The organism is Vibrio sp. ABH4_348, assembly GCF_056159765.1.
Map to the genome: position 1 here is coordinate 664509 of NZ_JBSWVW010000001.1, position 18182 is coordinate 682690.

At 45.3% G+C, this 18182-nt stretch carries 15 protein-coding genes and 1 tRNA gene; 6 read left to right on the forward strand and 10 right to left on the reverse strand.

All coding sequences use genetic code 11. The annotated features are described in order from the left end of the window. Window positions 1-28: 28 nt before the first annotated feature. The 8 genes from nth to ACXAFJ_RS03125 form a co-directional block, all read right to left on the reverse strand. Window positions 29-739, reverse strand: a complete 711-nt coding sequence (nth, locus tag ACXAFJ_RS03090; RefSeq protein ID WP_475321344.1) for an endonuclease III — start codon at window positions 737-739, stop codon at window positions 29-31. Between the two features lie 10 nt (window positions 740-749). After that, window positions 750-1439 (reverse strand): electron transport complex subunit E, encoded by a 690-nt coding sequence (locus ACXAFJ_RS03095; RefSeq protein ID WP_475321345.1) that lies wholly within the window; start codon window positions 1437-1439, stop codon window positions 750-752. Further along, entirely contained in the window at window positions 1439-2071 is a 633-nt protein-coding gene (gene rsxG / locus ACXAFJ_RS03100) for an electron transport complex subunit RsxG (RefSeq protein ID WP_475321346.1), read from the reverse strand. The genes ACXAFJ_RS03095 and rsxG overlap by 1 nt, the downstream gene beginning before the upstream one ends. Before the next feature lie 10 nt (window positions 2072-2081). Continuing rightward, window positions 2082-3128, reverse strand: a complete 1047-nt coding sequence (rsxD, locus tag ACXAFJ_RS03105; protein WP_475321348.1) for an electron transport complex subunit RsxD — start codon at window positions 3126-3128, stop codon at window positions 2082-2084. Further along, a complete protein-coding gene (gene rsxC, locus ACXAFJ_RS03110; RefSeq protein ID WP_475321349.1) occupies window positions 3128-5884 on the reverse strand; it encodes an electron transport complex subunit RsxC in 2757 nt (918 codons plus the stop codon). Before rsxC ends, rsxD begins: the two co-directional genes overlap by 1 nt. Window positions 5885-5888: 4 nt before the next feature. Next, entirely contained in the window at window positions 5889-6470 is a 582-nt protein-coding gene (rsxB, locus tag ACXAFJ_RS03115; protein ID WP_475321350.1) for an electron transport complex subunit RsxB, read from the reverse strand. 1 nt (window position 6471) lies between these two features. After that, a complete protein-coding gene (rsxA, locus tag ACXAFJ_RS03120; protein ID WP_475321351.1) occupies window positions 6472-7050 on the reverse strand; it encodes an electron transport complex subunit RsxA in 579 nt (192 codons plus the stop codon). A 353-nt stretch (window positions 7051-7403) separates the two neighbouring features. After that, window positions 7404-7479 (reverse strand) — tRNA-Asn (locus ACXAFJ_RS03125). Window positions 7480-8044: 565 nt separating this feature from the next. Between ACXAFJ_RS03125 and uvrB the strand changes: the two genes are divergently transcribed. The 3 genes from uvrB (at window position 8045) to luxU (ending at window position 12303) form a co-directional block, all read left to right on the forward strand. After that, the gene (gene uvrB / locus ACXAFJ_RS03130) at window positions 8045-10078 is read left to right on the forward strand and encodes an excinuclease ABC subunit UvrB (protein ID WP_475321353.1); all 2034 of its coding nucleotides are present in this window, start codon (window positions 8045-8047) and stop codon (window positions 10076-10078) included. Window positions 10079-10562: 484 nt separating this feature from the next. Beyond that, window positions 10563-11963, forward strand: a complete 1401-nt coding sequence (luxO, locus tag ACXAFJ_RS03135) for a quorum-sensing sigma-54 dependent transcriptional regulator LuxO (protein ID WP_475321354.1) — start codon at window positions 10563-10565, stop codon at window positions 11961-11963. 4 nt (window positions 11964-11967) lie between these two features. After that, window positions 11968-12303, forward strand: coding sequence for a quorum-sensing phosphorelay protein LuxU (gene luxU / locus ACXAFJ_RS03140; protein WP_475321355.1), 336 nt, complete (start codon window positions 11968-11970; stop codon window positions 12301-12303). A 27-nt stretch (window positions 12304-12330) separates the two neighbouring features. Here the strand turns inward: luxU and ACXAFJ_RS03145 are convergent, their stop codons facing one another. After that, window positions 12331-13215, reverse strand: coding sequence for a YvcK family protein (locus ACXAFJ_RS03145; protein WP_475321357.1), 885 nt, complete (start codon window positions 13213-13215; stop codon window positions 12331-12333). Window positions 13216-13494: 279 nt separating this feature from the next. Between ACXAFJ_RS03145 and ACXAFJ_RS03150 the strand changes: the two genes are divergently transcribed. From ACXAFJ_RS03150 to udp, 3 genes are all read left to right on the forward strand, one after another. Next, window positions 13495-13911, forward strand: a complete 417-nt coding sequence (locus ACXAFJ_RS03150) for a CBS domain-containing protein (RefSeq protein WP_475321358.1) — start codon at window positions 13495-13497, stop codon at window positions 13909-13911. 121 nt (window positions 13912-14032) lie between these two features. Further along, a complete protein-coding gene (locus tag ACXAFJ_RS03155) occupies window positions 14033-16354 on the forward strand; it encodes a heavy metal translocating P-type ATPase (protein ID WP_475321359.1) in 2322 nt (773 codons plus the stop codon). Window positions 16355-16539: 185 nt separating this feature from the next. Next, a complete protein-coding gene (gene udp, locus ACXAFJ_RS03160) occupies window positions 16540-17298 on the forward strand; it encodes a uridine phosphorylase (protein ID WP_475321360.1) in 759 nt (252 codons plus the stop codon). A 43-nt stretch (window positions 17299-17341) separates the two neighbouring features. Here udp and ACXAFJ_RS03165 read toward each other — a convergent pair whose 3' ends face one another. Further along, entirely contained in the window at window positions 17342-18163 is an 822-nt protein-coding gene (locus ACXAFJ_RS03165) for a hypothetical protein (protein ID WP_475321362.1), read from the reverse strand. Window positions 18164-18182 lie beyond the last annotated feature (19 nt).

An 18182-nucleotide genomic window follows, 5' to 3' on the forward strand; every position in this document is an offset into this window, starting at 1 on the left:
TAATTATTTTAATATCTTTTACAGAAACTCAGCGACGTTTGGTCGCTTTTTTCTCTTTCTGAGCCTGCTCTTTCAATACTTCGTTGATAAAACTTCGTCTTCCGTATTGGCGAGTAATGATGCACTTATCAAGTGAAAATCCACGAGCAGGGCAATATTCTCGACCGTAAAAAATGATTTGCAGATGCAGCTTGTTCCACTTTTCTTTGGGGAATAGACGCTTGGCATCACGCTCCGTTTGGTCAACGCTTTTACCATTGGTCAGCCCCCAGCGATACATCAAACGATGGATATGAGTATCTACTGGAAATGCTGGTACACCAAAGGCTTGTGCCATTACAACAGACGCAGTTTTGTGTCCAACACCTGGCATGGCTTCAAGCGAAGCAAAATCTTGCGGCACTTCGCCATTGTGTTGATTGATGATCATTTCTGACAGGTGCCAAATCCCTTTTGACTTCATTGGTGATAAACCACAGGGCTTAATGATCTCTTTGATTTCTTCAATCGACATTTTCACCATGTCATAGGGATTGTCTGCTTTGGCAAATAACAAAGGCGTTATTTGGTTGACTCTCTCATCGGTGCACTGGGCCGATAAAAGCACTGCAATTAGTAAGGTGTAGGGATCTTTGTGGTCAAGCGGTACTGGCGTCTCTGGGTAGAGGTCTTCCAGTATGTCGACGATGGCTTGGACCTTTTCTTTTTTACTTACGGTTTGAGTGTTTAATTCAGTCATCTTTGAATTCTTATTGGTTGGTTACGCGTACGCGCTCAATGCTTGGTTTTTCTTTACTCGGTTGTTTTGAAGCAAAATAACCATCGACAAAGTTTTTGAATGCGACAATCAAACCAACCCCGATAAACGCGCCGGGTGGTAATAATGCAAGTAGGAAGCTACTTTCCACCTCGAATATCTGAATTCTTAGCGCCGTTGCCCATTGCCCAAGTAATAAATCCGCACCATCGAACAAGGTACCATTACCCAGTACTTCACGCATTGCCCCCAGCACAACCAAGGCTGCTGCCATTCCCATCCCCATCCAGAATCCATCTAATGTAGATGGTAGCGGCGCATTTTTAGAAGCAAATGCCTCAGCGCGACCAATGATGATGCAGTTGGTCACGATAAGTGGGATAAAAATACCCAATGACAAATACAGGCTATACGCATAGGCATTCATCAATAATTGGACACAGGTTACCAGCGAGGCAATGATCATGACATACACCGGAATACGCACATCTTTCGGTACATAATCCCGAACCAAAGAGACGCTTAAGTTAGAGCCAACCATTACAATTAAGGTCGCGATTCCCAGCCCTAGCGCATTGGTCACCGTGGAAGAGACAGCAAGTAAAGGACACAGCCCCAACAATTGAACAATTGCAGGGTTGTTACTCCACAAGCCTTCTTTAATCATCTTAGAGTGTTCCATTAGTCCTCCACACCACAGCCTTTGGGTTGTGCTGCAATCGCACGTTTGTGTTCGACTGCGTACAGGGCAACATTTTTAATCGATTTGACGACCGCTCTTGGGGTTATGGTTGCACCAGTAAACTGATCGAACTGACCACCATCTTTGCGGACACGCCAGTCAGCTAAGTTATCTTCACGAACTTCTTTACCTGAAAAACCTAACATCCAATCTGAAACTCTTAAATCAATCTTGTCTCCGAGCCCCGGCGTTTCTTTATGCGCCAAAACGCGTGAACCTAAAATGGTGCCATCGAGCGCAACACCAGTGATGATTTTAATGGCACCGTTGTAGCCATCAGGAGCAACGGATTCAATGGCAAAGGCAGTGATTTGACCATCCCGAGTTGCGATATAAGCTGGTACTGGCTGTTTCAAATGTAAGCTTGGGTCAGATATTAATGTACAAGATTGGTATAGTTTGTTGTCGTGCCAACTGGTGGGTATGACTTGGTTTAGGATTGAAAGTAACTGTTTTTGTTCTTGCTCTTCGATGGTGTCTTTTGTCAAATAGTGGGTGATGGCGACCAATCCTGTAGAGACACAAGCAAAGGCGGCCAGCACTACACCATGTTTTTTGATTGCAGCTATCATTGCCGTTTCCTTAATGACCGTAAGTTCTAGGTTTGGTGTAGTAGTCGATGAGCGGAACACACATGTTGGCAAGCAATACCGCAAATGCGACGCCATCTGGGTATCCCCCCCACGCGCGAATGACAAAAACCAAACCAGCAATTAGTGCACCAAATACAAGTCTTCCTTTTACCGTTGTTGACGCCGATACTGGATCGGTTGCGATAAAAAATGCGCCCAACATGGTGGCACCAGAGAACAGCTGTATCGACGGAGAAGCCACCGTTCCCGGTGCAAACAACGCAAATAGGACACTGAATATTGCCAATGTTGCGATCATTGCGGCTGGAATATGCCAACTAATGATTCTCAACTTAATCAGAGCCAATCCACCGACTAAATAAGCTAAATTGACCCAAGTCCATCCTACTCCCGCAAGTCCAGAGAACAATGGAGAGTTCAATATTTCACTCGGTGTTGAACCCGCCAATAACCCTGTTTTGAAGGCATCAAGCGGAGTTGCTGCGGTCACACCATCAATAGAGGTGCGAGTTTGCAGTAATGACAACCCGTCTAGGTTAAAGCCCGTAAATATCAATGAAATTGCATCGCCCAATGACGCGTGAATAGGTTGAATCGAAACTGGCGCCACCCAACTGGTCATTTGTACCGGAAAGGAAATAAGTAGCACAACATAGGCGACCATAGCTGGGTTAAACAAGTTTTGACCCAGTCCTCCATAAAGGTGTTTGGCTATGATGATGGCAAATATCAAACCTATTACTAACACCCACCATGGTGAGTATGGAGGTATGGAAATCGCAAGTAACCAAGCGGTGACCAAGGCGCTATTGTCACGCAGTGCCATCCAAGGCGAACGGCGTCGTAACAACATCACTACAGCTTCAAGTGCCATTGCCAATGGGATTGCAATCGCGAGTTGAACAAGTGTTCCCCAACCAAAAAAATAACTCTGCACAAGTAAGCCGGGAAGTGCGCAAAGCGCTACCCACTTCATTATTGAAGATGTCGTTCTTCTGTTATGTGAATGGGGGGAACTGGCAATAAAAAACGACACTAGTTATTGTCCTCGGAGTTTTGTGGGTTTTCTCGTTGTTGTTTTTTTGCTTTAGCGCGGGCAATGGCCGCAGCGACCGCGGCTTTTTTCGGATCGATTGGTTCAGTAGACACAACCTCATCGGTTTTGTTTCCGCTGTTGTCTAGTTTCTCAGCCGATTGACTTGCCGCTTGCTTTTTGGCTTTTGCTCGGGCAATGGCGGCAGCGACCGCGGCTTTTTTCGGGTCGACTGTGTCAGAAGCGGCAACCTCATCAGTTTTGTCTTCGTTGCTGTCTAGCTTTTCAGCCGATTGACTTGCCGCTTGCTTTTTGGCTTTTGCTCGGGCAATGGCGGCAGCGACCGCTGCTTTTTTCGGATCGATTGGTTCAGAAGACACAACCTCATCGGTTTTGTCTTCGATGCTGTCTAGCGTCTCAGCTGATTGACTTGCCGCTTGTTTTTTGGCTTTAGCGCGGGCAATGGCGGCAGCGACCGCGGCTTTTTTCGGGTCGACTACTTCAGAAGAGGCAACCTCATCGGTTTTGTCTTCGTCGTTGTCTCGTTTTTCAGCGGGTTGGATTGCCGATTGCTTCTTGGCTTTAGCACGCGCAATCGCGGCTGCAACAGCAGCTTTTTTCGGGTCGACCGCTTCAGAAGATAAAACCTCATCGGCTTTGTTTTCGTTGCTGTCTAGCTTTTCAGCAGGTTGACTTGCCGATTGCTTTTTGGCTTTAGCACGCGCAATCGCGGCCGCAACGGCGGCTTTTTTCGGATCGACCGCTTCAGAAGATGCAACCTTATCGGTTTTGTCTTCGTTGCTATCTAGCTTCTCAGCGGGTTGACTTGCCTCTTGCTTTTTCGCTTTAGCACGCGCAATAGCAGCTGCAACCGCTGCTTTTTTCGAATCTGCTTGTTCAGCTGATTGCTCTGGCTGAGGTTTAGTCTCGGTATTAACAGAATTTGTCGCTTGTTTTTTCGCTTTAGCTCTTGTAATGGCTGCAGCCACAGCATCTTTTTGCGATGATTTAGTCTCTGTAGTATTGCTATCAGCATGACTACTATCTGCTGTTGGGGAAGTTTTCTCTGCTTTTCGTTCGCGAGCCAGACGTTTTCGTTCCTCGCGAAGCTTCTTCATCTCAGTGTTGTCAGGCTCACTCGAACCTGATTGTTGCGAGGCGGCTTGTTGAGCCTTGGCTTTAGCAATGGCGGCTGCAACCGCGGGTTTAACGGCAGGTTTTTCAGCTTGAGCTTTTTGAGCCTTAACTCGTTCTATCGCAGCGGCAATTGCATCATCACCAGCCTTTCCGGCTTCTACTTTGCGTTTTTCAGCGGCTTTTTTGAAACGGTTTTCACGCTCTTGCTTGTCGCGCTCCATACGCGCTTTTTTCTCTTCGAAGCGCTGTTTGGCACGTTCTGCCGCTTCGGCTTCTTCATTGCGAGTTCGAATTTCGGCTTTGGCTTGACGGTAGTACTGTACTAAAGGTATTTCACTCGGACAGACGTAAGCACAGGCTCCACACTCTATACAGTCTTTGAGATTTAATTCCTCACATTTATCAAACTCTTCGGCTTTAGCATGCCATTGAAGTTGCTGAGGCAACAATGAAGCAGGGCAAACCGCAGCACACTCACCACAACGAATACAGGCCATTTCATTTCGACCTGCATCTATTTCGCGATAGCTCGGAGCAAGAATACAGTTGGTTGTTTTGGTTACTGGCACCTGAGTGTGAGGCAGGGTGAATCCCATCATAGGGCCACCGAGAATAATGCGTTGTAGCTTCTTGTCCGCGCTATAGCCAAAGTCGTCCAACAATGACTGAATTGGCGTCCCAAACTTAACCCACACATTGCGCGGTTGCTCAAAGGTATTCCCCGTCAAGGTCACTAAGCGCTCGGTATGGCTTTCACCGTTAAGGATGGCGCGCTTAATCGCGTATAAAGTACCCACATTTTGAACTAAAACCCCAATATCAGCTGGAATCTTTTTAGCGGGAACTTCCAGATTAGTCAGGATTTTTATCAGCTGCTTTTCGCCACCAGACGGATATTTGGTCGGAATAACACGAATCACAATAGGTAGATTCTTAGCGGCCGTTTGCAGTGCTTTGATGGCTGCCGGTTTGTTGTCTTCGATACCAATTACAACCAATTTTGGTTCGAGAATATGCTGCAGAATCTCAATGCCAGTGATGATTTCAGAAGCGTAGTGTTGCATCAGTACATCGTCTGCCGTGATGTATGGTTCGCACTCCGCAGCATTGACAATGAGTATCTCGGTCTTGGCAAATCCAGATTGGATCTTTTTGGATGTTGGGAAGCCAGCACCACCCATACCTGAGATCCCGGCTTGGCGCAGTTTTTCGGTTAATTCTTCAGGACTATCTTTACGGAAGTCTTCACAGACGGCCAAGCGTTGCCAGTTATCTTCGCCATCTGGTGCAATCATAATGCAAGGTTCGGTAAGACCAGAAGGGTGAGCGACAGTTCTATGCTCAATTCCAGTTACAATACCAGAAGTTGGCGCATGAACTGGTAACATGAAACCTGAGTCGCCCTCCGTTAACGGTTGACCCCTAAGCACCTTGTCACCAACATTGACAATGACTCTACCTGCTTTACCGATATGCTGTTTTATGGGCAACACGAGTTCTTGTGGCAAACCTGCTTCCACGGGAGTGCATACATTTGACTGGGTTTTGTTTTCCAATGGATGGATTCCACCGGGAAAATCCCAAAGTGCCCCGGCTTGAATTTGTTCAATCAATGACTGCATCGAATTATTCACCCACTCGTGTCACAGGTTTTTCGGTTACATTGACAACCGGAATGGCGTTCATTTGCCATTTCCAAGTTGCGGTTGTCGTCTCAACAGGAATCATTTCGATACAATCTGTCGGGCAGGGTGCAACACATAAGTCACAGCCCGTACATTCATCTTTGATAACCGTGTGCAGTGCTTTCGTTCCACCAACAATTGCGTCCACAGGGCAAGCTTGAATGCACTTGGTACAACCTATACACATGTCTTCATGTATATAGGCGACGGTTTTGACTTCTTCAGTAAGATCGTGTGCCGATTCCACGGCCTCGACACCCATTAAATCGGCGAGTTTCTCTATGGTTGCTTGACCACCAGGTGGGCATTTATTTATCGAATCCCCGTTGGCGATGGCTTCCGCATAAGGTCGACAACCCGGATAGCCACATTGACCACACTGTGTTTGCGGTAGCACGTCGTCGATTTGATCCACAATAGGATCGGATTCCACTTTAAAACGGATCGAAGCAAACCCAAGAGCGGCGCCAAATACTGCAGCCAAAGCTACTAGCGCTAGGATAGCGAGTACAATCGTGGTCATGTTACTTCACCAAACCAGTGAAGCCCATGAAGGCCAATGACATGAGCCCAGCCGTGATCATGGCAATCGATGCCCCTTTAAAAGGAACTGGAACATCAGCCGCCGCCAGACGCTCACGCATGGCAGCGAAAAGAACTAAAACCAAAGAGAAGCCAGCTGCGGCGCCAACGCCGTAGACTAAAGATTGCACAAAAGTATGGTTCTCATTGACGTTAAGTAAGGCAACACCCAATACCGCGCAGTTTGTGGTGATCAAAGGTAAGAAAATACCGAGTAGACGGTACAAAGTGGGGCTGGTTTTGTGTACAACCATTTCCGTGAACTGAACCACGACGGCGATAACTAAAATAAAGCTCATGGTACGCAAGTACTGAATGCCAAGCGGCTCCAAAACATAGCTTTCGACTAAATACGAACACACGGACGCAAGGGTTAGCACAAAAGTCGTGGCCAATCCCATTCCGATGGCGGTTTCCAGCTTCTTGGATACACCCATAAATGGGCATAAACCTAAAAATTTAACTAATACAAAGTTGTTGACCAAGACAGTGCCGACCAACAACATAAAATATTCGGTCATAGAACCTTCTTATTGTTTGACTGGTATTAGACACAGGGTCCCTTCTATTAATGCACTTATGACTGTGCTGTAAAGGTTGCTCACTACCGCTGTGACGATCAGATCAAAACGTCTGGATTTGTTTGGATTATTGTAAACCGAGGGGTTTATTATCCAGATTTACTTCATTAATAACAACCAAGAGCGACTAAGGGTATTCTCGTGATTTTTGGTATGTTTACGTTCTTAGTTAGATTGTACCTTAGATAGCTCAGTTTGGTTTAGTGAGTTCACGCTATCTCTTGGTTTATTTGGATAAAAGTAAGTTCTGAGAACGAAAAAAGCCGTGTTTATCAACACGGCTTTCTCAAATTTGGCTCCCCCTGCGGGACTCGAACCTGCGACATACGGATTAACAGTCCGCCGTTCTACCAACTGAACTAAGGGGGAATTACGTTTAGCGGCGAGAATACTAACGATCCCACTAGTTAGTGTCAATATATTGAATAGAGGATCCTACCAATTTTTTTGTCCTATGATGTTTACAATTCCTCAAGCTTTGCCAGCTCTGGGTTTGGATTAGTTATCCACCAAAATTGTGGATAACCATGTGTGCGAAAACTGAGCAACTGATTCTGACAATTTATATGAAACCTTATTGCGTTTTCTCAGAAAGTTTAAAAAGCGAACAAGAGGCTAATTATTAAGCAAATTTTAGCTTGGAGGGTAAAATACTAAACATCTAGGAGTGATGTGAATAACTCAGGATAGCTCGAAAAATAACCGAAAATTGTGAATAAGGTGTGTGTGAAAAACAACCAGGTTTGGGGCGTTTTTTGGTCAGGGTGGAGGATATTATCAGAGTGGATTTGGATCTTCCAGCGATCAAACCGACAAAGTGAAAAAACAGAATGAAATAGTTTTCACACCCTATTAATTCTGTATAGGTATACAGTGTTTTGAGTTAAACTATTCCGATGATCCTCATCAAGAACAAACCGAGTAAGGAAAGCAAATGGATAAAACCTATGATTTGGTCTCCGACTATCAACCCGCAGGTGATCAACCTACGGCAATCAATGAGTTGGTCGATGGTTTAGATTCAGGATTAGCTCATCAGACACTTCTCGGTGTAACCGGTTCTGGAAAAACATTCACGCTTGCTAATGTTATTGCCCAATCTCAGCGCCCGGCAATTCTATTGGCCCCGAACAAAACACTGGCGGCTCAATTATACGGCGAGATGAAAAGCTTCTTTCCGAATAACGCAGTGGAATATTTTGTCTCGTATTACGACTATTACCAACCAGAGGCTTATGTTCCAACAACGGATACCTTCATCGAGAAAGATTCCTCTGTTAATGCTCATATCGAACAAATGCGTTTGTCGGCAACCAAAGCGCTGCTGGAAAGAAAAGACGCTATTATCGTCGCGTCCGTGTCAGCTATTTACGGTTTGGGTGATCCAGAGTCGTACTTAAAGATGATGCTTCACATCCGTCGTGGTGACGTGATGAATCAACGAGATATTTTGCGTCGATTAGCAGAGCTTCAATATAGTCGTAATGATGTTGCGTTTGAGCGAGGACAATTTCGCGTTCGCGGGGAAGTTATTGACGTATTCCCAGCGGAATCCGATCAAGATGCGGTGCGCATTGAGATGTTTGATGATGAAGTCGATTGTATTAGCGTGTTTGATCCTCTTACCGGAGTGGTAAAACAAAAAGATCTCGCAAGGTTTACCATTTACCCCAAAACTCACTATGTCACCCCTCGCGAGCGTATGCTTGAGGCGATTGAAAACATCAAGGAAGAGCTTAAACAGCGGAAAAAGTACTTGCTCGACAATAATAAGCTGCTTGAAGAGCAGCGTATTAGTCAGCGCACTCAGTTTGATTTGGAAATGATGAATGAACTTGGCTTTTGCTCTGGTGTAGAAAATTATTCTCGTCACTTAAGTGGCCGTACCGAGGGAGAGCCGCCCCCGACCTTGTTCGACTACCTTCCTCATGATGGTTTGCTGATTATTGATGAATCGCACGTTACCGTGCCGCAAATTGGCGCCATGTACAAGGGTGACCGTTCGAGAAAAGAAACTCTGGTTGAGTTTGGTTTTCGACTACCCTCAGCACTTGATAACCGACCTCTCAAGTTTGAAGAGTTTGAAGCTTTGGCACCGCAAACCATCTTTGTCTCTGCGACACCGGGCAATTATGAATTAGAAAAATCCGCAGGCGATGTGGTTGATCAGGTCGTGCGTCCCACAGGACTGCTTGATCCCCAGCTAGAGGTGCGACCGGTTGCTACGCAGGTTGACGACTTATTGTCTGAAATTCGCTTACGCGCGGCCAAAGACGAGCGCGTTCTCGTTACTACATTAACCAAACGCATGGCTGAGGACTTAACGGAGTATTTAACCGAACACGATGTAAAAGTTCGTTATTTACATTCTGATATCGATACGGTTGAGCGCGTTGAAATTATTCGTGATTTACGACTGGGAGAGTTCGATGTCTTGGTGGGTATTAACTTGCTGCGAGAAGGTTTGGATATGCCAGAAGTTTCGCTGGTGGCAATACTGGACGCAGACAAAGAGGGCTTTTTACGTTCAGAACGCTCACTGATTCAGACCATTGGTCGAGCCGCTCGTAACCTACAAGGGAAAGCGATTCTTTACGCTGATTCGGTGACTAAATCCATGAAAAAAGCCATGGATGAAACAAATCGCAGACGAGAGAAGCAACAAGCTTACAACCAAGAACAAGGGATCACGCCACAAGCTCTTAAACGCAATATTAAAGATATTATGGAGCTTGGTGATGTCCACCACGCGTCTCGGAAAGATCAGAAAAGTAAAGTGGTACCGCTTTCGAAAGTGGCTGAAAACGAGGTGGAATACACCGCTATGTCACCTCAAGAGTTGGAAAAGGCGATTGGTGTGTTGGAAACGCAAATGTACAAACATGCCCAAGATTTGGAGTTTGAGTTAGCGGCGCAAGTACGAGATCAAATTGAACAACTGAGAAATCAGTTTATCAGTAACAGCTAAACCCAATGCGGCAGATAAAAAAATAGCCAAACGCAAGTCGCGGTTGGCTTTTTTGTGAATAATGTTTTCACTAACAACGTCAGTTGGCTAGGTGACCCAAGAAGGGTCACTCTTAAGTTAGCATTTACCGTGCCAATACTAGTACTATAGGTTTATTAAATTATCTATTTTGCTGTTTTTGGTGCTAAGTGTATGAATTTTTTCGGGCAGTTCATCACGCTCTGACATGTTTAAATAGCTTTGTAGAATTCATACTCATTAAAATACAGCACCTTATACTGATAATTTTGGTCAATAGCTGTGTTGTCTGTTTGATTTTTGGCTAAATGACGGCGTATTAGGAAATTCGAGTGATATCAATTTTTCTCATGACGACTAGTCGCTCATTTCATAACTTTTTGTAAAAAACCTCTCAGTAAATTTGCAAATTGCAAAGCTGAGTGCGAAAATTTATTAAAATGCAAAAATAAAAATCAGCTTGGCTATGGAATCTCATCTTTATTCAAAAAAGTCTCGATACTTGCTTATGGTCGAGGATACAGCGTCTGTCGCCGTTCTGTATCGTTCCTACATCACTCCTCTTGGTATTGACATCAATATTGTCGGCACGGGTAAAGAAGCAATTGAAAGCCTTAAAATCCGCATTCCAGATCTTATTTTGTTAGATCTCAGATTACCGGATATGACAGGTATGGATGTCCTTCAAGAAGTTAAAGCCTCACATCCTGATGTCCCTGTTATTTTTATGACCGCACATGGGTCGATAGAAACTGCAGTCGAAGCAATGCGCCATGGCGCCCAAGATTTTCTCATTAAACCGTGTGAAGCAGACAGATTACGCGTTACGGTTAACAACGCGATTCGCAAAGCGAGTAAACAAAAAGAAGAGACCCAAGACGCGGGCAATCAAAATTACCAAGGTTTCATTGGCAGTAGCCATACCATGCAAGCGGTCTATAAAACCATTGACTCTGCTGCGACCAGTAAAGCCAGTATCTTTATCACAGGAGAAAGTGGCACAGGTAAAGAAGTCTGTGCTGAAGCGATTCACGCGGCAAGTAAGCGTGGAGATAAGCCATTTATCGCTATCAACTGTGCGGCCATTCCCAAAGATCTTATCGAAAGCGAACTGTTTGGCCACGTAAAAGGCGCATTTACCGGGGCGGCTACCGACCGTCAAGGTGCAGCAGAACTGGCTGATGGCGGTACTTTGTTCCTCGACGAACTATGTGAAATGGACTTGGATTTACAAACTAAACTGCTGCGGTTTATTCAGACCGGTACCTTCCAGAAGGTGGGGTCGTCTAAAATGAAAAGTGTCGATGTTCGTTTTGTTTGTGCGACCAACCGAGATCCCTGGAAAGAAGTGCAAGAAGGGCGCTTTCGAGAGGATTTGTATTACCGATTGTACGTGATACCACTGCATTTACCGCCGTTGAGAGAGCGAGGGGAAGATGTGGTTGAAATTTCCTATTCGCTGCTTGGTTTTATGTCGAAGGAAGAAGGGAAAGATTTTTGCCGACTTTCACCTCAGGTTATCAATCGCTTTGTCCGATATGAATGGCCGGGGAACGTACGACAATTACAAAACGTATTGCGAAATGTGGTGGTATTGAACAATGGGACTGAAATTACGGTGGATATGCTACCGCCACCTCTCAATAGAGAGAGTGAGCAACCAATAAAGGTTGCATCCGACTTAATTTCAACTAAACCTAAGAAAGAGCAAGATATTTTCCCATTGTGGCTCACCGAAAAAATGGCGATTGAACAGGCGATAGAAGTGTGTGAGGGCAATATTCCTCGTGCAGCGGGCTTCTTGGATGTCAGCCCTTCAACCATTTACCGTAAACGTCAAACTTGGAACGAGAAACAAGGTAAATAATGATATGGAAGTGCGAAACCAAAATAAGATAGACAGGCTAGCTGGAGAAATTGGTGCTGAAAACGTTCCCGTTCTGCTCGAGATATTTCTAGGTGAACTGAATACTTACATTGAAAGTCTGCGCTCAGACTCACTGGCAGACCGCAATCAATATCTTAAAGAAATCAGTCATGCACTAAAAAGCAGTGCTGCCAGTTTCGGTGCTGAGAAGCTTTGCAGCTACGCTGTTGACGTGGACGCAGCGGCAAAACATGAAGAATCAACGTTAGACAGTCAATTTGGTACTGGGCTGTTGTCCGTGTTAGAGGAAACGCGAGACGACTACGCCACACTGCTTTAGTTTTAACTAGCGCACTATTTCCTTTCGTTAACTCAATAGACCGATAATCGCTTTGGTCAGCTTTTGTCTGTCATGGCGCCAATCTCGATTAGGGGAGGCCAAGTCGGCTTTCTCATAGCGCCAATCTACAAGAGTTTCATCCGGTGTTGGTCCCAGAACCACATCGATTTTCCGTGACTGGCATGCTCGTTCACACCACGTCAGCTTTTCTTTCGCTGTCATGCGGCCTGCTGGACCAAATTCCGGTGATAAGTTTTCAATGAATACAAGTTGAGCTTTGCTATTGTCGGAAATAGCTTGACCAATTTCTGGAAGTAGAAGTGGTGGCATGATACTGGTCAGAAAGCTCCCTGGTCCCAAAATGATCAAATCGGCAGAATGGATAGATTCTACGGCTTCGCTGGTGGCGGGCACTTCTGGATCTAAATCTAAGCGCAATAGGTCTTGCTCCATTTCATCGACGTTGGTTTCACCTGTTACTCGTTTCCCTTGGGTAGAAAGTGCAGTGAGATCGGAAGGGTGTTCGGACATCGGGACGATATTCACATCGACTTTCAACATTTCTCGAATCAAATTGATGGCATCAAGTGGGCGAACCGATAGGTTGTCCAATGCAGTTAGCATCAGATTGCCAAGGTTGTGCCCATTCAATTCTCCGTTTCCTTTGAATCGATATTCAAACATCATAGAGCTGATAGATGGCTGTGTAATGAGCTGATTTATACAATTGCGAGTATCACCCCAAGCGATGCCACCTTGGCAGTCGCGAATTCTGCCGGTTGAGCCGCCATTATCAGTGGTGGCGACAATCCCTGTCGCGTTGGAGCCAAAATCAGACAGGGCTGCAAGCATTCGCCCTAATCCGTGTCCGCCGCCGATGGCGACAACTTTATTATTGAGAACTGAATTCATATTTTTGTAGTTATCGTTATTACATTTGCTGTGAGACCGGGTTTTCCACCCATGAGTTTGCCGTGAATTGAATTGTTCAACAAGTCCAAGCCTCTCGTTATCAATCCATGACCATTCTAGCTTTTCATATTGGCATAGGGCTAAGACATCGAGAGTTCAATTGAGTTCGACTCCAGTTTAATCGGTGAGACCTATTACAAAAATAGCCGTTATCCAATTCGCTTTTCCAAAATTTTCAGCAACACTTAGATCAAAGGAAGCACGTCTGGGGAGGCGATGATGGAGTCACTGAAAGTTAAAGATTATATGTCACATAAAGCGGTGACATTTAAAAAAGAAATGCCGTTGAGTGCTGCACTTGAAAAAGTGATGAAGTCGACTCATATGGGTGGGCCAGTTATTGATGACAAAGAGAAAGTGATTGGCTTTTTGTCAGAGCAAGACTTACTCGATAAATTAGTCAAAGTCAGTTACTACTGTCAGGACACACACACCGTAGGTGATTGCATGCACCCTGAAGTGCTATCCGTAACGCCAGAAACCTCGATTATCGAACTTGCTGATATGATGAAAGTCGGGCGCCCGAAAGCGTACCCTGTCATCGATAGCGGCAAATTAGTGGGAATGATAACTCGTACCGACGTACTAAGAGCTATCGGAAAAACCTTAGACGACTGTTTTCAGCATCCTGTATAGGTTTCCTCGGCAAGATTAGGTTGTAAGGTAATTTCGCAAAATTGCGGTTGACTCTGGACTTAACTCCAAGGTTTACAATAACCAATGTGACTAATTGTTATTGAATAACCAAGGAGAAGTTATGACTCAATATCATGCTCATGATGCGTGTTGTTCGCAGCACGCTCATTCAAAAAACGCTCAACAGTGCTGTGATCAGCAATCAGCACCTTTGCATTCAAATACAACAGACGCCACCGTCAATGAGGTTACTTCCCATTGTTGTGGTAGTTCGACACAAACAGATTGCTCTGCCAGTGAAGACGATGGAGAGTCTGACCCCAGTCAGTTATCTTGGATAGTCAAAGGGATGGATTGTGGCTCATGTGCCAACAAAATCCAAACCGCGCTTGAAAAGCAACAACAGATTAACCGCGTTCAGGTGTCTTTCGCTACCCAAAAACTAACGGTAGTTTTGCACCCTGAAGCGACCAATCGCAAACTTCAATCTGAAAATATCGCTCAAGTGGTATCTCAACTAGGGTTTGAACTTACCCCTATTAACACCTCCGATAGCACTACCTCTAATAAGTCTTCTGTCTACAATCATCTCAAAGAATATACCAGTATTGGCCTAGTTACTGGGCTGATGTCACTCGCCTTAGTGATTGAAAGGTGGTCCCCGCTCTTAAGTGAACTGGCTTTCATTGGTGCCATGTTGTTTGGACTGTGGCCGATTGCAATAAAAGCGTGGCGTTTAGCGAAAAGCGGAACGCCATTTAGTATTGAAACCTTAATGAGTGTCGCGGCCGTCGGTGCTTTGTATCTTGGCGAAACTGTCGAGGCTGGTATGGTTCTCGTGCTTTTTTTAATTGGTGAGAAGCTTGAAGGCTACGCGGCTCACAAGGCGAGAAGTGGTGTTCAATCACTGATGGCATTGGTGCCTGACAAGGCCCTTGTCCTTAAAAATGGACAGAGGACAGAAATGGACATTAATGCCTTAAAGCCAGGAATGTTGGTTGAAGTGGCTCCCGGCCAGAGATTACCTGCGGATGGCAACCTGAAAAGTGACTGGGTTAATGTCGACCAAAGTGCACTTACTGGCGAGTCTGTACCGGTTGAGAAGTTGAGCGGAGAAGCGCTAATGGCGGGATCTATCGTGACTGATAAAGTTGCGGTTTTTGAAGTTACCTCAAAGGCGGGTCAGAACTCAGTCGATAAAATTTTGCAGTTGATTGAGGAAGCGGAAAGCCACAAAGCACCGGTTGAACGATTCTTAGACAAATTTAGCCGTTGGTACACACCATTAATGATGGTGATAGCCGGTTTGGTTGTGGTTATCCCACCACTGATGTTTGCTCAATCTTGGCAGGAATGGCTGTATAAAGGACTGGCATTGTTACTTATTGCCTGCCCATGCGCGTTAGTGATTTCGACACCCGCGGCGATCACCAGCGGACTAGCCAGAGCAACCAGAATGGGCGTGTTGATAAAAGGTGGCGCAGCGTTGGAGAAGTTGGCGACCGTTGACACATTGGCGATGGATAAGACTGGTACACTGACCAAAGGCCAACCTGAAGTGACAGACGCTGTCGGGTTTGATATTGACCAAAATTTGTTGTTAGAGCGTTGCGCCGCGCTCGAAGAAGGTTCAACCCATCCTCTGGCCAAGGCATTAGTAAGCTACTGCAAGGAGAAAGGGGTTGTTGTGGCTGCTGCCGACAATCGACGTATTTTAGTTGGTGAAGGTGTACAGGGAGACATCAATCAACAGCGATTCCAACTGGTTTCATATAAAGTGGCGTCAACACTATGCGCGTTTACAGAACGACAAAATGAGGTTCTTGAAGGGCTTTTGTCTCAGGGGAAAACGCTGGCTGTGCTTTTATTTGGCGACCAAGCTCAGGGAGTTATCGCCTGGCAAGACTCGTTAAGAGAAGATGCGAGATCCAGCTTAGCTAAGCTTAGCCGACATGGCATCGAATCTATTATGTTAACGGGTGACAACAAAGTTAGTGCTGAAGGCATTGCCAGTAAGCTAAACATTAGGGCGCAGTCTGAATTACTGCCGGATGACAAAGTAAAATGGGTACAGGAATTTTCGAAAACCCATTCGGTGGCCATGGTTGGCGATGGTATTAACGATGCGCCAGCTTTGAAGTCAGCTCAGGTTGGGATCGCTATGGGCAGTGGAACGAACGTTGCCTTAGATACCGCTGACGCCGCACTGACAACCGATCGCTTACAGTCGTTACCAGAAATGTTCTGGTTGGCAAACAAGACGATGTCGATTATCCGCCAGAACATTACCATCGCGTTGGGACTTAAAGCGGTGTTTCTCATCACGAGTATTTTGGGTTACACGGGGCTATGGGTAGCAGTATTAGCCGATAGTGGTGCAACTGCTTTGGTGACTTTGAATGCCTTGCGACTGATAAAAACCAAATACCCAGAATTGGGTTGAAGTATGAGCATTTATGGGTGTGTTGACTGATCTATATCTCACTAAACGTATTTTGTTACTTTTATTGCTTTTATAAAGGTGATCTTGATCGCTATATGCTGGTGATAAATAGGCTACTGTATCAAACAGAATTACAAAAAATTGAACTCGCTTTCGGGCGAGTTCTATTGTTTAGGAGCAAAATTATGTCTGAAGCTGTATTCCATTTGGGTGTGACCGAAGCCGACCTTGCGGGTGCCAAAATTGCCATTATTCCTGGTGACCCAGCACGTGTTGAAAAAATTGCCAATTTAATGGACAAGCCAGAGTTTCTTGCCAGTCATCGTGAATATACGGTGTTTCGCGCTGAGTTAGACGGTAAACCAGTTGTTGTGTGTTCAACGGGTATTGGTGGTCCATCAACATCAATTGCAGTCGAAGAGTTGGCGCAATTGGGTGTGAGAACCTTTTTGCGAGTCGGTACTACTGGTGCAATTCAACCCCATGTAAATGTTGGTGACATGATCGTGACTACAGGCTCGGTGCGTCTTGACGGTGCAAGTACCCACTTCGCACCTATGGAATTCCCAGCGGTTGCAGACTTTGATGTAGCTACAGCGATGCGTGAAGCGGTGATTGAACAAGGCGGGGTGGCACATACTGGGGTAACAGCATCGAGTGATACCTTCTACCCGGGCCAGGAACGCTACGATACCTTCTCAGGTCGAGTCGTGAAGCGCTTCCAAGGCTCAATGCAAGAATGGCAAGATATGGGTGTACTTAACTTCGAAATGGAGTCAGCTACCTTGCTAACCATGTGTGCGAGTTCTGGCCTAAAAGCTGGTTGTGTTGCAGGTGTGATAATCAATCGTACTCAAAAAGAAACGCCTAATCACGATACCTTAAAAGAAGCTGAAACCCGCTCAATTAAAGTAGTGGTTGAAGCTGCTCGCAAGCTGATCTAAATCCGTTTTGGTTTGTATTCTAGGCTCGCCATATTGCGAGCCTTTATTTTACCTGTACTTTTCCTTGCGTACTTGGTGTTAACATCGTTGTGTTTTGGTGGAAGATGTCAGCGACAACATCGTCATAGGCCACCGAGATGAACTCGGAGATTCGATTACTGAGTTCGAATAGTTTGTCTTGGTTTTGAAGTTGGTCATCTTGTTTATCGAATTGTTCAAGGTGTTGTAATAGCTCGGTTGCTATCGGTGAGTGATGAAGATTTGAGTTTAGTAATGTCAGTTGGTGGATTTGTCTGGTTAACTGTAGCGCCTGAACTCTTAGTTTGCTTTGTGCAAATGGTCTACCGTCCAATTCTCCTATCTGCGATAGGCTAATTCTAAACTGGGTCAACCCTTCCATAGCATCAATTACCCACATCCAATGAGTTTGATAGCGTTGTTCTTGCGATTTGTCTTGATGCTCCAGCAGCCAATTCATCACGAGATCGTCAACTAAATAGATGCACTGTCTGATCAACTGACCATGCCAGAGCTGATTTTTTGTCTGCGATAATTTTCGGCTACTCACTCTCAGTTTAGTAATGTTCGCCATCAGAACTCGGTAGCCTGCTTTGTCATTTGCTGCAGCGAGATTAACCAGTTGATGACAGTGCTCAGAAAGGTTTTGTTGGGTCTCTAATAATTGTTGCGAGCTTTTGGTTTGACCTGTCGATAAATGCCTATGCGCTCTGAGGAGCAGAAGGATTTGTCGTAGTCGCAACCACAATTGATAGTGATAGTTGGTACTGTTGTTCTTAGTACGAAATCGTAAGCTTAAAACCACCAATATTGTTGCCACGACAATACTTGATAACCAAATAAACATACACTGCCTTAGAAAATGA